This is a genomic window from Pseudonocardia oroxyli, assembly GCF_900102195.1.
Classification (GTDB): domain Bacteria; phylum Actinomycetota; class Actinomycetes; order Mycobacteriales; family Pseudonocardiaceae; genus Pseudonocardia; species Pseudonocardia oroxyli.
The window spans coordinates 418,132-432,159 of the sequence record NZ_FNBE01000003.1; the positions used below are offsets into that span (position 1 = coordinate 418,132).

14 protein-coding genes, 1 tRNA gene and 1 pseudogene are annotated in these 14,028 nt (G+C 70.6%); 4 read left to right on the plus strand and 12 right to left on the minus strand.

The window, feature by feature from the left end:
* Positions 1 to 22: 22 nt before the first annotated feature.
* The 6 genes from BLS43_RS06910 to BLS43_RS06935 form a co-directional block, all read right to left on the minus strand.
* Positions 23 to 748 (minus strand): ABC transporter ATP-binding protein, encoded by a 726-nt coding sequence (locus tag BLS43_RS06910; RefSeq protein ID WP_093078416.1) that lies wholly within the window; start codon positions 746 to 748, stop codon positions 23 to 25.
* A complete protein-coding gene (locus tag BLS43_RS06915; RefSeq protein WP_245707338.1) occupies positions 748 to 1,641 on the minus strand; it encodes an ABC transporter ATP-binding protein in 894 nt (297 codons plus the stop codon). Before BLS43_RS06915 ends, BLS43_RS06910 begins: the two co-directional genes overlap by 1 nt.
* A complete protein-coding gene (locus tag BLS43_RS06920) occupies positions 1,641 to 3,446 on the minus strand; it encodes a branched-chain amino acid ABC transporter permease (protein ID WP_093078419.1) in 1,806 nt (601 codons plus the stop codon). The genes BLS43_RS06915 and BLS43_RS06920 overlap by 1 nt, the downstream gene beginning before the upstream one ends.
* On the minus strand, positions 3,443 to 4,369 hold the full coding sequence (locus BLS43_RS06925; protein ID WP_237192133.1) for a branched-chain amino acid ABC transporter permease: 927 nt from the start codon (positions 4,367 to 4,369) through the stop codon (positions 3,443 to 3,445). Before BLS43_RS06925 ends, BLS43_RS06920 begins: the two co-directional genes overlap by 4 nt.
* Before the next feature lie 77 nt (positions 4,370 to 4,446).
* On the minus strand, positions 4,447 to 5,679 hold the full coding sequence (locus BLS43_RS06930; RefSeq protein ID WP_093078422.1) for a branched-chain amino acid ABC transporter substrate-binding protein: 1,233 nt from the start codon (positions 5,677 to 5,679) through the stop codon (positions 4,447 to 4,449).
* A 389-nt stretch (positions 5,680 to 6,068) separates the two neighbouring features.
* Entirely contained in the window at positions 6,069 to 6,698 is a 630-nt protein-coding gene (locus BLS43_RS06935; RefSeq protein WP_093078425.1) for an ANTAR domain-containing response regulator, read from the minus strand.
* Positions 6,699 to 6,820: 122 nt separating this feature from the next.
* Here BLS43_RS06935 and BLS43_RS06940 point away from each other — a divergent pair.
* The 3 genes from BLS43_RS06940 to BLS43_RS06950 all read left to right on the plus strand — a co-directional run bounded on the left by BLS43_RS06940 (position 6,821) and on the right by BLS43_RS06950 (position 8,529).
* A tRNA-Leu gene (locus BLS43_RS06940) sits at positions 6,821 to 6,896 on the plus strand.
* 99 nt (positions 6,897 to 6,995) lie between these two features.
* Entirely contained in the window at positions 6,996 to 8,231 is a 1,236-nt protein-coding gene (locus tag BLS43_RS06945; protein ID WP_093078428.1) for a site-specific integrase, read from the plus strand.
* A 76-nt stretch (positions 8,232 to 8,307) separates the two neighbouring features.
* Positions 8,308 to 8,529, plus strand: a complete 222-nt coding sequence (locus BLS43_RS06950; RefSeq protein WP_093078431.1) for a helix-turn-helix domain-containing protein — start codon at positions 8,308 to 8,310, stop codon at positions 8,527 to 8,529.
* 34 nt (positions 8,530 to 8,563) lie between these two features.
* Here the strand turns inward: BLS43_RS06950 and BLS43_RS06955 are convergent, their stop codons facing one another.
* The 3 genes from BLS43_RS06955 to BLS43_RS06965 all read right to left on the minus strand — a co-directional run bounded on the left by BLS43_RS06955 (position 8,564) and on the right by BLS43_RS06965 (position 10,230).
* A complete protein-coding gene (locus tag BLS43_RS06955; RefSeq protein WP_093078434.1) occupies positions 8,564 to 9,070 on the minus strand; it encodes an Rv3235 family protein in 507 nt (168 codons plus the stop codon).
* A 47-nt stretch (positions 9,071 to 9,117) separates the two neighbouring features.
* Positions 9,118 to 9,315 carry a hypothetical protein gene (locus BLS43_RS06960; RefSeq protein ID WP_093078437.1) on the minus strand — a complete coding sequence of 66 codons (198 nt, stop codon included), beginning with the start codon at positions 9,313 to 9,315 and terminating at the stop codon, positions 9,118 to 9,120.
* A gap of 387 nt (positions 9,316 to 9,702) precedes the next feature.
* Positions 9,703 to 10,230: a hypothetical protein gene (locus tag BLS43_RS06965; RefSeq protein ID WP_093078440.1), complete on the minus strand. Its 528-nt coding sequence runs from the start codon at positions 10,228 to 10,230 to the stop codon at positions 9,703 to 9,705.
* Between the two features lie 519 nt (positions 10,231 to 10,749).
* Here BLS43_RS06965 and BLS43_RS30450 point away from each other — a divergent pair.
* The gene (locus BLS43_RS30450) at positions 10,750 to 11,631 is read left to right on the plus strand and encodes a maltokinase N-terminal cap-like domain-containing protein (protein ID WP_093078443.1); all 882 of its coding nucleotides are present in this window, start codon (positions 10,750 to 10,752) and stop codon (positions 11,629 to 11,631) included.
* Positions 11,632 to 11,662: 31 nt separating this feature from the next.
* Here BLS43_RS30450 and BLS43_RS06975 read toward each other — a convergent pair whose 3' ends face one another.
* From BLS43_RS06975 to BLS43_RS29855, 3 genes and pseudogenes are all read right to left on the minus strand, one after another.
* Positions 11,663 to 12,184 carry a hypothetical protein gene (locus tag BLS43_RS06975; protein WP_093078446.1) on the minus strand — a complete coding sequence of 174 codons (522 nt, stop codon included), beginning with the start codon at positions 12,182 to 12,184 and terminating at the stop codon, positions 11,663 to 11,665.
* A gap of 39 nt (positions 12,185 to 12,223) precedes the next feature.
* Positions 12,224 to 13,141, minus strand: a complete 918-nt coding sequence (locus BLS43_RS06980; protein ID WP_245707339.1) for a bifunctional DNA primase/polymerase — start codon at positions 13,139 to 13,141, stop codon at positions 12,224 to 12,226.
* A gap of 128 nt (positions 13,142 to 13,269) precedes the next feature.
* A pseudogene (locus BLS43_RS29855) lies at positions 13,270 to 14,028 on the minus strand (hypothetical protein); the annotation flags it as partial.

Consider the following 14,028-nt stretch of genomic DNA (forward strand, 5'->3'; position numbering starts at 1 on the left):
CGGGATCGGGCCGGGGCGGGCGCTACTCCGCGCCGACGCCCTCGCCGAGGTAGGCCTCCTGCACCCGCGGGTCCGCCAACAGCTCGGCGCCGGTGCCGGACAGCGTGGTGCGACCGAGGTCGATCACGTACGCCTGGTCCGACAGGCCCAGGGCCGCGAGCGCGTTCTGCTCCACGAGGAGCACCGTGGTGCCCTCCGCACGCAGCTCCTTGACCGTGTCGAAGATCAGCTGCGTCATGATCGGCGAGAGCCCCATGGACGGCTCGTCGAGCATGAGCAGCTTCGGGCGGGACATCAGCGCCCGGCCGATCGCGAGCATCTGCTGCTCGCCGCCGGAGAACAGGCCCGCCTTGTTCTGCCGCCGCTCCCCCAGCACCGGGAACAGGTCGTACACCCGCTGGATGTCCGCGACGATGCCGTCCTCGTCCTTGCGGGTGTAGGCGCCGAGCCGGAGGTTCTCCTCCACGCTCATCCGGGCGAACAGCCGCCTGCCCTCGGGGCTGTGGGCCACCCCGAGGCCGAGGATCTCGTGGGCGGGCAGCCGCTGGATCTGCTCGCCCTTGAACGACACCGTGCCCGACACCGGCCGCAGCAGGCCGGACAGCGTGCGCAGCGTGGTGGTCTTGCCCGCGCCGTTGGAGCCGATGAGGGAGACGATCTGCCCCTCCTCGACGTCGAACGACACGCCGCGCACCGCCTGGATCGCCCCGTAGGCGACCACCAGGTCACGTACCTCTAGAAACGCCACTACGACTCCTCGCCGGCATGAATCTGCGCCTCGACCTCGTCCGGCGGAGCACCCAGGTAGGCCTCGACGACCCGGGGGTCGCCGCGCACCTCGTCCGGCGAGCCCTCGACCAGCAGCTCGCCCTGCACCAGCACCAACACCCTGTCGCACAACGTGAAGATGAACTTCGTGTCGTGCTCGATCACCACGACCGAGACGCCGAGGTCCCGGATCGCGAAGATCAGCTGCCGGGTCGCCTCGGTCTCCTGCGCGTTCATGCCCGCGGTGGGCTCGTCGAGCAGCAGGACCGACGGGTCGGTGGCCAGCGCGCGGGCGATCTCCAGCCGGCGCTGGTCGCCGTAGGGCAGGTTGCGGGCGAGCTCGTCGGCGAACCGGGTCAACCCCACGAACGCGAGCAGCTTCTCCGCCCGGTCGTGGGCCTCCGCCTCGCTGCGCCGGAACCGCGGCCCGTGCAGCAGCGAGGACACCGGCCCCTGCTTCATCCGGACGTGCCTGCCGACCAGGACGTTCTCCGTGGCCGTCATCGACGGGAAGAGCCGGATGTTCTGGAACGTCCGGGCCACCCCCGCCTCCGTGACCCGCGCGGGGTCCTGGGGCATCGGCGCGCCGCGCAGGGTGACCGAGCCCGACGTCGGCGTGTACAGCCCAGTCAGGCAGTTGAAGAACGTGGTCTTCCCCGCGCCGTTGGGCCCGATCAGGCCGATGATCTCCCCCTCCTTGAGGGAGAAGGTGACCTCGTTCAGCGCCCGCAGGCCGCCGAAGACCATCGACACGCCCGCGGACTCCAGGATCGGCTCCCGGGTCCCCGTGGCGATCTGCATGTCCTCGGCCAGCTCGGCCGTGACCTCCCCCGGAGGTGCCTCGAGCTCGGGCTGCTCGACCGACTCCGACATCACTTCACCTCCGTCGGAAGAGCGCCGGGTGCTTCCTTGGCGGCGTCCTCGGGATCCTCCGCCAACTCCGCCTTGCGGTGCTTGTCCGCGATGATGCCCTGCGGCCGGAACCGCATGATCAGCACCAGCGCCAGACCGAACAGCAGCAGCCGGTAGTCGGCGAACTCCCGCAGCTTCTCGGGCAGCACGAACAGGATCGACGCACCGAGCACGGCGCCCGGGATCGTCCCCATGCCGCCGAGGATGACCGCGGCGAGCAGGGTGACCGACTCCAGGAAGCGGAACGAGTCGTACGCCACGACGGCCGTCTTGTGCGCGAAGAACGCCCCGGCGAAGCCCGCCAGCATGGCCCCGATCAGGAAGGCGAGGATCTTGATGGGGCCGGTGCGGATGCCCATGGCCGCCGCCGCGTCCTCGTCCTCCCGGATGGCGATCCAGGCCCGGCCGAGGCGGGAGTTCTTCAGGTTGCCGAACACCAGCATGACCGCGGCCACCAGCAGCACGATCGCGACGTAGTACATGACGCCGCCGGGCAGCTGGATGGGGCCGAGGGAGATCGACTGGTTGAACTGGAAGCTGCCGAGCGCCACCTGCGGGATGTTGGGGATGGCGTTCGCGCCGCCCGTCAGGCCCGCGATGTTGTTCTGCGCGCTCCGCACGAAGATCTCACCGAAGGCCAGGGTGACGATCGCCAGGTAGTCCCCGCGCACCCGCAGCGTGGGCGAGCCGACGATGGCGCCGAAGATGCCCGCCACCACCGCCGAGATCACCATGACCAGCAGGAACGGCACGTGGATGCCGATCACCGAGGCCGCCGCGCCGGACAGGTTGGCCGCCACGAACGCCCCGATGCCGAGGAACGCGACGTACCCGAGGTCCAGCAGGCCCGCGAGCCCGACGACGATGTTGAGCCCGATCGCCGTGGCGGCGTACACGCCGATGTTCGACGCGACCGTCATCCAGTACTCGGTGCCCGCCCCGGTGAAGGGCAGGGCCAGCGCGCAGAGCAGCAGCACCACGACGCTGAACACCCGGTGCCGCTCGGACACCTCGCCGACCCAGGTCAGCAGGCCCGAGGCGTTGAGCGCGGCGAACGCCCCGGCCAGCGCGGCCAGCAGGGACAGGAACACGACGCCCGCGTACGGGTTGACCACGCCGCCCTGACCGCCGGAGGTCAGCACCTCGGCGACGAGCAGCAGGATCAGCACGAACACGACCAGCAGCAGGATCCACTCGACCCACCAGGCGAGCTTCCACTCCCAGACGGGCTTGTCCTCGAGTCCGCCCGCGGTCGCCGACAGCACCGTGACCAGCCCGCCGACGAGCGCGACGATGGACCCGAACGCGACGGTGCCGTCGGACGCGGTGATCGCGCCCAGCCCGCCGCCCTCGACGGTGATCCACAGCCCGTTGAGCACCGCCACGGCGGTGACGCCGACGCCGAGACCCCGCACGATGCGGTGCTTCGCCGGGACCCGCAGCAGGGCGACCACGATCGTCGCCAGGCCGAGCAGCGTGATGTGCAGCCGGAACCCGGTGACGCCGAAGGGCTCCACGAACATCGTGAGGGTGGCCCGCTCGGGGTAGGCCCCCTCGTTCAGGACGAACGTCGACCAGGCCAGGTACGCGCCGACGATCGACAGCACCCCGCCGACGACCATGCCGATCTTCGCGTGCGGGGCCAGCGCGTTCAGCGGGCCTGCCAGGCGGCCGGTGTGCCGCGCCGGGGGCGCGGCGGGGACGGTCCGGACGGGGGCCTCGGCGGTCTCGGTCGTGGACGCGGACTCGCTCGTCACCTCGCTCATGCCCTCACCCGCTCGGACTCGCCGAAGAAGCCCTGCGGCCGGAACACCAGGACGATGATGAGGACCACGAAGATCCACACGTAGTCGTAGGCCGTGCCGCCCGGCAGGTACTGCCCGCCGAGCGCCCGCACCAGGCCGATCACCAACCCGCCGACGACGGCCCCGCGGATGTTGCCGATGCCGCCGAGCACCGCCGCGGTGAACGCGAAGATGCCGTTCTGGAAGCCCATGTCGATGTTGATGTTGTTCAGGTAGCTGCCGTAGAGCACCCCGGCGACGCCCGCGAGGGCACCGCCGATGGCGAAGGTCAACACGATCACGCGGTCCGGGTCGATGCCCATCAGACGCGCCGTGTCGCGGTCCTGGGACGTGGCCCGCATGGCGCGGCCCAGCCGGGTCCGCTCGACGAACCGCTCCAGCCCGAAGGCCAGGCCGAGCGAGACGACGATCAGCAGGATGCCCGTGTACCGGATGACGACACCGTCCCCGATCGGGATGACGAAGGCGCCCTGGATGAACAGCGGGGGGAACGGGATCGCCGCGGTGGCGCCGGGGTAGAACACCCGGACCGCCTCCTGCAGCGCCACCGACACGCCGAGCGCGGTGATCAGGGGGGCCAGCCGCGGCGCGTTGCGCAGGGGCCGGTAGGCGAAGCGCTCCATGGCGACGGCCACGAGCATCGAGACCAGCGCGCCCGCGACGAGCGCGATCGGCAACGCGAAGTACCACCGCGCCACGACGGCCGTGGGCACCCAGTACGTCAGCGTGGCGAGGCCGCCGTAGGCGCCGACCATGAAGATCTCACCGTGGGCGAAGTTGATCAGCGTGATGATGCCGTAGACCATCGTGTAGCCGATGGCGATCAGCGCGATCAGCGAGCCGAACATCAGCCCGTTCGCGATCTGGGACAGGAAGATGGACAAGCGAGGGATCTCCTCTGCGTGCACGAGCGGGGACGGGATGGTGTCCCGTCCCCGCTCGCGTTGCTGTCAGGGCGACGTCAGCTGGCGGCGTACGTGCCCGTCTCCAGCGGCGTGAACTTGCCGCCCTGGACCGTGTAGACGGTCAGCACCTTGTTGGTGGTGTCGCCGAACTGGTCGAACGAGATCGCGCCCGTGGCACCCTGCAGGTTGGTCGCCTGGACCGCGGAGATCAGCCCGTCCCGGGAGGCGTCGGAGAACGTCCCGTTGCCCACGGTCTTCGACAGGCCGTCGATGAGGACGTTGGCCGCGTCGTAGGTCAGCGCGCCGTAGGCCGAGTAGGGCTCGGAGTAGCCGGCCGCCGCGTAGGCGTCGATGAACGCCTTGGCGCTGGGCTGCTGCTCCGGCGGGGCGCCGACGTTGGTCGCGAAGTCGCCCTCGCGGCCGCCGAGCTGGGCGTAGGTGGAGTCGACGATGCCGTCCCCACCCATCAGCGGGATGTTGAGGCCCGCGTCGGCCAGCTGCTTCGACAGCGGACCGGCGACCGGGTACTCACCGCCGTAGTAGACGGCGTCCGGGTTCGCGCCGCGGATCTGGGTGATGACGCCCGAGAAGTCGGTGTCCTTCTCGCCGACCTTCAGCCGCGCGGCGATGGTGGCGCCGAGCTTCTGCGCCTCGGCGGCGAACTGGTCCGCCAGGCCCGCGCCGTAGGTCTTGCCGTCGTCGATCACGGCGATGTTCTTCTTGCCCTGCTTCTGCACGAGGAACTGCGCGGCGAACGGGCCCTGGATGGCGTCCGTGGTCGCGGTGCGGAAGTAGGTGGCGTTCGGCCGCGCGGGCGCGGTGGCGTAGTTGTCACCCTGGGTCAGCGCCGGGTTGGTGTTCGCAGGCGAGATCTCGACGATCTTCTTCTGCGCCAGGATCGGGGCCACGGTCTGCGCCGTGGAGGAGTTCAGCGTGCCGATGACGCCGACCACGTTCGGGTCCGACGCCAGCTTGGTGGCCGCCTGGCCCGCGATCTGCGCGGTGGCCTGGTCGTCCTCCGCCTGCAGCGCGAGGCGGTACCCGGGCACCTTGCAGGCCTGGTTGGCCTGGTTGACCGCGAGGTCGGTCGAGTTCTTCATGCCCAGACCCAGCGCCGACAGGCTGCCGGAGAGCGGGGCGACGAACCCGACGACCAGGGTGCCCTTGCTGGTGTCGCAGGACCCCCCGCCGCCGCTCGACGCCTCTTCCCGATTGGTGCTGCAGGCGGAGAGCGCGAGCACTCCGGCGAGCAGGGCGGCGGTCGTGGCGACCTTCCGCGTCCGACTCATGTCATGTCCTTCCGTGCAAACCACGTCGTTGGCGGTCCCCCGACAGACCCGCCGAACCGCGATCAGCCATCGCGAATGGGGCGGACGTTAGGGGACCGGCAGGGGCGGAGTCATCACGAGCGGAGCCAGCTTTACCAGACCGCAACCGGATGTCACGCACGGTCGCCAGATGATGACCGAAGGTGTTAAGTTATCAGAACGTTATCAAGCCGCGAGGCTCTGACCAGCGGGTTCCGCTTTAGCACGTGGCGAAGATCGCACCAGCGGCAGGGTCATTACCGGTGGGTAACGGGTGCTGTGCACTGACCTGCGGAAATGGTCGGAAATGCGAAACGGGGCCGTCCGGGACTCCGGACGACCCCGTCTGCGCGGGTGGGATCGGGCGCAGATCAGCCCTTGGCGGGGGCCAGACCCTCGATGACGGCCTCGGCGACGGCCTTCATGGTGGTGCGGCGGTCCATCGCGGTGCGCTGGATCCACCGGAAGGCCTCGGGCTCGGTCATGTTCTGCTTCGCCTGCAGCAGCCCCTTGGCCCGGTCGATCACCTTCCGGGTCTCGAAGCGGTCGTGCAGGGACGCGACCTCGTCCTCCAGGGCGCGCTTCTCGGCGAACCGGGAGACCGCCAGCTCGATCGCGGGGACGAGCTCGTGCCGGGCGAAGGGCTTGACCAGGTAGGCCATGGCCCCGGCGTCCCGCGCCCGCTCGATGAGGTCCCGCTGGCTGAAGGCGGTCAGCATGACGACCGGGGCGATCTTCTCGTCGACGATCGTGGCCGCCGCCTCGATGCCGTCCTTCTTCGGCATCTTGACGTCCATGATCACGAGATCGGGCTTCAGGTCGCGCGCCATCTCGATCGCGGCCTCGCCGTCCGGCGCCTCGCCGGCGATCTGGTAGCCCTCTTCCCCGAGCATCTCGGTCAGGTCGAGACGGATCAACGCCTCGTCCTCCACCACGAGCACCCGCCAGCCGACGGCGGGACCGCCCTCGGTCGACTGGTCCTCGGACACTGGCTGGCTCACGGGGGGTTCTCCTTAGATCCGGGTCGAACGCGAGCCACCAGGGTACCGGCGATAGGGTTGCACCCTGGTTGCCGGCGTCGTGTGATTCGCGCCGACGCGAGGTAGAACACAGCAGTTCACGGGCCCCCGTAGCCCAACGGCAGAGGCAGCGGACTCAAAATCCGTCCAGTGTCAGTTCGAATCTGACCGGGGGCACCACACCTAGCAGGCAGAACGCAGGGTTCATGATCAGGACCCAGACGCTTGGCCACGAATTTGGCCACGAACTCGCGAACGAGCTTCTCCTACGTTGCGTTCATGGCCCTGGCCGACCCTTCATCCGACCCCCGCCGCCGCGGCGCGATCCGCGTGCGCGGGCGGTCGCTGCAGGTGCGCGTCTCGGCCGGCGACGACCCGGTGACCGGGCGCCGGTCCTACCTCACCGAGACCATCTCGGGCACCGACGCAACCGCCCGCAAGAGAGCCGAGAAGGCACTCACCCGGCTACTTCGGCGTGTCGATGTGGCGCGAACCGTCGAGAGCTCGATCTCGTTCCGCGAGGCCTCCGGCGAGTGGCTCCAGTCCACCGAGGTGGAGGAGAGCACCCGCCACACCTACCAGGGCTACCTCACCCGAACCCTGCTCCCCGCGATCGGGGACACGCCGCTGCGCGACCTGAACCCTCGCACCCTCGAGAAGCTCTACGTCTCCCTGCGGCGCTGTCGACTGCGCTGCAGCGACCCGAAGCTCACGCCCAAGCCTCCGGCGCACACCTGCCGCCCGCTCGCCGTCTCCACCGTCCGGCAGATGCATGCGGTCATCAGCGGCACCATGGAAATGGCGGTCCGCTGGGACTGGCTCGACACGAACATCTCCCGTGGCGCCCGGCTCCCCCGCGCCAAGGCTCCCGAGCCCGACCCACCCTCGTCCCGCCAGGCCGCACTCCTGCTCGAGCGAGCGTTCGCGATGGACGACGACTGGGGCACGCTCGTCTGGCTCGTCATGACCACGGGCCTGCGCCGGGCCGAGGTCTGCGGCCTGCGCTTCGGCCGCATCGACTTCGACGAGGAGATCGTCGACATCCGCCGTACCTGGGTCCGCGGCCGCGAGAAGGACACCAAGACCCACCAGGCACGCCGCATCGCCCTCGACTCCGAGACCGTCACCCTGCTCCGAGAACACCGCGAACGAGTCGCCGAACGACTGCGAACACTCGGCACCACCCTCACCGACCAGACCTTCGTCTTCTCCGGGCTGCAAACCCCGGACCACTCCCAGCCCTACTCCCCCAACGCCGTCACCCAGCGCTACAAGGGCATGGCCGAACGAGCAGGAATCGACACCCATATCCACGCCCTTCGCCACTACTCCGCCACCGAGCTGCTGACCGCAGGCGTCGACCTGCGCACCGTCGCGGGCCGCCTCGGCCACGGCGCAGGCGGCGCGACGACCCTCAAGGTCTACGCAGCATGGGTCGCCGCCTCCGACCGAAAAGCCGCGGAGGTCGCCGCCGCACGCATGCCCCGACCGCCGCGACGCGCAGCGGCAGGCTGAGCGGGTCGCGAACGGGTGAACACGGGTCCCGAACGAGCAGGATCGACGATCGGCTCAACCCGACCGAGGAGCGACCATGCCCACCGCCCGCACCTTCCTGACCGTCCCCGAAGCAGCCGAGCTGCTCAGGATCGACACCTCGACGCTGTATCGAGCGATTCGCGGTGGAGAGTTCCCCGCCGTTCGGATCCGCGCCCGCTACCTCGTGCCAGGCAAGGTGATCGAGGAGCTGATCGCCAACGCGATAGCTGACACCAAGGCGACTGACCCGGCCGCGGTCCTACGGCGGGCCGTCTGAGACGTCCAAGGATGGGCCACCACGTCGAGCCTCCTCAGAGGATGCGGAGCGTCTGGCAAGCCCAGACGTAGTCGGACGTCAGCGCGACCGAAGCAGCGAGCGCGCGACGGCGCCCACGTGCGCGGACGGATGCGGCGATCTCCACGGCTCCCTCGTGGGGCTGGGCGGCGTGCAGGGTGAGCAGCCGAGCTCCCCCACGCGAACCACGGTGGTCGACGGGCAGGGTGTGCATGTAGCGCAGGACTCGGGGGTGCACGAAGTCCGCCACCTGCTTGACCGGTCGGCGCTGGTCGATCACCTCGACCAGCGCGGCCACGATCCGCGCAGCCGTGCGCAGTGCGTGGTGGTCGGGGACGATGTCGACGACAGGCTGGCCCGGCGGCGGCGCCGGGGGCGGCGCGAGCGGCGGGAGCTGCCCGCAGCTCTGGCAGGGGGCGTGGAGTTCGTGGCCGTCCCAGAGGTAGCCGCTGGCGGTGGGGAGCCCGAGGGCTCGGCGGAGCCGGTTCTGGGTGTGGACCTCGTGGTCGGCGAGTGCGGTCATGACGAGCCTCCGAAGCCTCGACGGGGGTGGTCGGTGGGTGCCGGGGCTCAGAAGGGCGGCTCGAGCTCGGGCAGGGCCTGGAGGGCGTCGGCGACGGTGGCCTGCGGTCCGGCGTCGGCGAGGAGCTGCTCGGTGAGCTCGCAGTAGAGGTCGAACTCGCGGTCGGTCATGGCGGCGAAGGCGTGCCGGTCGAGGCGGGCGGGAAAGAGCTGCGGGCCGGGCTGCGGGGCGCCGTTGTGGGTCATGGGGTTCTCCGGTGGTCGGTGCGGGTGGGGCGCGGCACCGCCTCAGCAGGACGGGTGTGGGGTCCCCACAGGGGACGGGCGGGGGTTCCGGCTGGCTCATCCCGGTGAGACCACCCCCACCCAGACCGCCGCCCGACGACGCCCACCGCAGCGGTGGTCTCACCGGGATGGGTCGGCCGCGGTTCATCGCCCGCTCGCCCCGCACCCGTTCTGCTGACCTCCGGGCGACCCACACGACCCCGACCACCGGAGAACCCCACCCACCACCCGAGCCCGCCCCTCCCCTACTCCGAACGGCCACCACGGCCACCACGGCGACCCGGCGCACGGATGCGGCAGGGTGCGGCGCGGCACCCGAGGACGGGCACCGCGCCGCACCCGCGGTGGCTACCGGCCGGTGGCGTGCGCGGCCGCGAGGCTCATCGCCTGGAGGGCGGCGCGTTCCATGCCGTGCGCGGCGTCGGCGTCGTCTTGGAGTTGGGCGGTGGAGGTGACCGCGTGCAGCACCCCACCCGAGGTCGGGTCCCCGCCGACCGCGATCTCCGCTGCGCGCGCTCCCTCGTCTCCGGCGGCGGTGGCCTGCTCGAGAAGGCCTTCCAGGACCACCCGAGCCTCTGCGTACCGTCCGCTCCGTTGCAGTCCGGCCGCCACCGCCTGGCGCAGTCGCACGGCGATGTCCTCCTCCTCGGGATTCGCCGCGATCCCGCGACCGGCCACCTCGCAGAGACCCGCCCAGTCCTCGATCTCCACCAGGAACGGCAGCAACATCATGGCCATCGCGACGGTCCGGCCGTCGGCAGACTCCCTATGCACCGCGTCGAGGTGCGGCCACGCGTCCCGGAACCAGGTGACGGCGGAGCCCCGCCCACCGACCGGGCCCACGATGGCCGGATACTCCGCGACCAGTCGGTTCAAGAGCTCGTCGCTAGTCGACCCCCGATGACCTCCGGAGGTCATCGTCCCCGATGAGTGGAGGCGGCCCTCCAGAAGGGGTGCTGGGCACGGGCGGGAAGTGGGCCGTGCTCACCGTGAGCGCCTCCTTGAACGCCCGAGACCGCTCCCAGTAGCTCGTCTCGTGGTGAATCGCGCTAGATGGGGCCGGTCGCCAGTGTCGATGTCGTCCACAGCGCTCCGCTTGTCTCGACACCGCGTCCACGACCAGCTGATCTCCATCCTTCTCTGATGGCGCCGACCTACTCGCTCGTACGTGATCTACCTCATACCTAGATCAGGGTTGTCTTCGGGGTGGGCGACGCCCGGATCGGACCGCATCGACATGAGCCTGAGCTGTGGCTGGCCGAGCGCCGTCAAGGGGTGATCCGGGGGACCGTGTCGGCGACCTTTCCGTCCAAGCGGCATCGTGTTAGAACATCTGTTCGAACCGTGCGTATGCTCTCGCCTGCGCGGTCGCCCGTCGTAGGGGAAGTACGGCGGGTGCCGCGCGCCATCAGACGGCACGCGCGGATCGGTGGCGCGCTGCGGGCGGCCGAGGCGGCGGCCTACTCCGCGATCGCGGAGCTGTTCGACGGGACCGGCGAGGAGATCATCGGCGACCGCGCCGTCGCCGCCCGAAGTCTCCGCTCCGCGGCGATCGAGCTATGCGCCGGATGCACGCTGCCCATCGGCGTGCGCCGCGCGGTGTGCGGGCCGGGCAGCGCGCTGCGCGAGCAGGGCGTGGACACCGTAGCCTGGCGCGCACCGCGACGCCGCGGCCCGAGCAGGCGGTGGCAGCTGTGGCGGTTGTGGCAGGCTGCCGCGGTGGCCATCGTCCATCGCACCACACTGACCCCGTCAAAGCTCGACCTGCTCACCGCCTGGATGCCCACACAGGACTGGTACCGCGGCACCGACACCCCCACGCTGGCCAAGGCCGGCGGGTTCCGCCTCGACGACCCGGCTGGGGAGGTGGGGATCGAGCTGATGATCGTCACCGACACCACAGGTCCCACCGAGGACGCGTACCTGGTCCCGCTCACCTACCGGGGCGCCCCGGCCGAGGGCACGCTGATCGGCACGATGGAACACGGCGTCCTCGGCACCCGCTACGCCTACGACGCCACCACCGACCCCGTCTTCCACGCCCAGGTGGCGGCGCTGCTTCGCGGCGAGGCGATCCCGCAGGCGCAGTCGGAGTCCGACACTGGGGACCGCACCGTCCACGTGAACCCCACATCCGACGCCACCGACGTCGCCGGGATCGAGGTGGTCCGCCACCTGCTCCCCCACACCGGCCCGGAGCCACGGGGCACCGTCACGGCGTCCTGGGTGGACTCGGGCGCGACCCGGCACCGGGCGATCGTGCTGCGCACGACCTGACCACCCAGCTCCGGAGGCTCGGCCCGCCGGGTCAGGATTTCTTGGCCTTGGCGGCCTTCTTGGCCTCGGCCTTGAGCGTCTTGCGCAGCTCGGTGAGGCTCTGCCCGGCCAGGGCTTTCGAGGCAACCGAGTCCCCGATCTGGCGTGGGGTCATGTGCCCGCGACCCGCGGGCGCCAGATACACCTCGCCCTTCGCCCCGGTCCGGTACTCCAAACTCGAGGCGACCCGGGCGAATCGGGTCCGGCCACCCCGGCGGGCGCCCTCCCACTTCTCCACCCGCACCGCCAGATCGCAACAGGTGCACACCAGTCGGCGGATGAACAGGCCGTCGCCGTCGACCTCGGCGAACCGGATCCCGGCCTGCCGGATCGTCGGGAACAGGTGCCGACCCCGTTCGCGGCACATGATCACCTCGTCGGACACCCCGTCGACATACAGATCGACATCCTCATCCGACGCCCGCACATACCCCTGCTGCTGATCGGCCTGCTGCTCACCCTGAATCGACAACACCGACGACGCGGCAGCCGTCCCAGAATTCTCATCCGCCACTGTGGTCTCCTCCCGTTTCACCCGGAAGATAACCAATCATCAGTGGTCCGACGCTTTTCCGTGGCCGATGTCGTCGGAAATCGCCGACGACCGGCTGATCCGTCGCGGCCTCCGGGCGCCGTAGGCGAGCCCGTCGTTGACATCGCGTTCGATCTCGCGCGCCGTGGTGTCCACGCCCAGGTGGCTCTGGGCAGCCTCAAGCAGTGCCCACCGCGCCCGGGCGAAATCGAGCTCGCCCCCGGCGACGAGGCGCCCGAGCGACCGGGCCGCGCGCAGCCGGGTCGTGTGTCGAGTGCCCACCGCTGCGTTCACGATGGCGGCGGTCTCACTTGCCACGATCGCGTTCACATACGCGGTGGCCCGCGTCGAGCTCAAGCCCAGCTCCGCCTCGGGAGCTATCGGACGCGGCGGGAGTAGCAACGAGGTGAGCCATGCGGGTAGGAGCGCGATCTGCCCGCCATCGGCGACGTAGCGGCCCGATGCCAGCGTCGATCCGGCGGCGAGCACGTAGCCGCCCGATCCGCGGGTGTCGATGAGTGGCGCCAGGAGTCCCTGGCTGTTGCGCAGTTCCACCCCGTCGGGCATCCGGAAGTACAGATGGGTCCCGCCCGATGGGGTACGGACCGACGCCGTCGCGGGGATGACCTGCTGGGCGTGGTCGGCGAGCCGGCGCAACGCGTCCCGCCCGTTCGACGCCACCGGTGACGCGCTCTCGGGCTTGGGGCGGTCGAGGTCGATCACCACGACCCGGCTGCGGCCCACCGCCAGCCCGACGTTGAACGGCGCCCTCCGCCACCATCGCGCTACCTGCCCCAGATCGCGCGTCGCCGCCTGCTCCCAGCCCGGGACAGCTGGGGTCTTCGCCCGCGGCCGCACCGGGAACACCAAGAACCCCGCACCGACGGCACGTTCGGCCGCCGCCGTCAGGCGGCGCCCGGCTTCACCGACTCTGCTCACGATCGTTCCTCCCTCCGGCGGCCCCGGCGTCCAGGGTTCGCTGTGCAGGTGCCGGATCAGGGGCGACGTCGTGCAGCACCGTGCAGCACAAGCTCTGCACGAGGTACTGCACGACGTCGCCCGACCCCTCACTCCCCCGACGACACCTCGGCTGCAGCAGCGGGTTCTTCACCGGTGATGGCGTAGGACTCGATCTCCGACAGCTCGTAACCCCACTCCGCCATCTGCCCCAGATACCGGGCCGTGTCCGCACCGTGGTGGCGCCAGGTGTGCGGGCCGGTGCGGTCCTCCCATGCACACAGCACCGCCGCCGCGCACAACAGCAGCGCCCGCTTCGGCGACGCCGCCGCCACCATCTCCAACAACACCGCGACCTGCGCACCGTGCCGGAACCGATCCGACTCCCCGGACGTGAGCCCGAGCAGGTCGCGCAGCAGCGGCCACCCGGCCTCCATCGCCTGCCGCAGCGGATGATCCCCGGCCAGCAGGCAGGTCAGCACGAACCGCTCCGCACCCACCGGCGCCGTCTTCCGGGCAGCGAACGCTCGCAACCATTCCCGACGCACAACCGTCGCCGAACGCCACTGCTTGTTCCGCTCCACTACCACCCGCCGCGCCGCCTTCTCGTCCTCCGACAACCTCCTGCCCTGCCCCGCCGGGGCCCGGGTGGCATCCACGTGACCGAGGGCGAGCACGTCCCGGCACACGAACACCGCCACCGGCTGACGCTCGCCGATCCCGAAGCTGTGGCCAAGGTAGGCCGCGTGCCCGGGACACGACGCATGCTCGGCCGCGTCGATGCCGTGATCGTCGAGCCGGGCTGCAGGCCAGGTCACCAGGTCGCGGTCGATCACCTCCACCCCGGCCTCGACCAGCTCCGCCCGCGC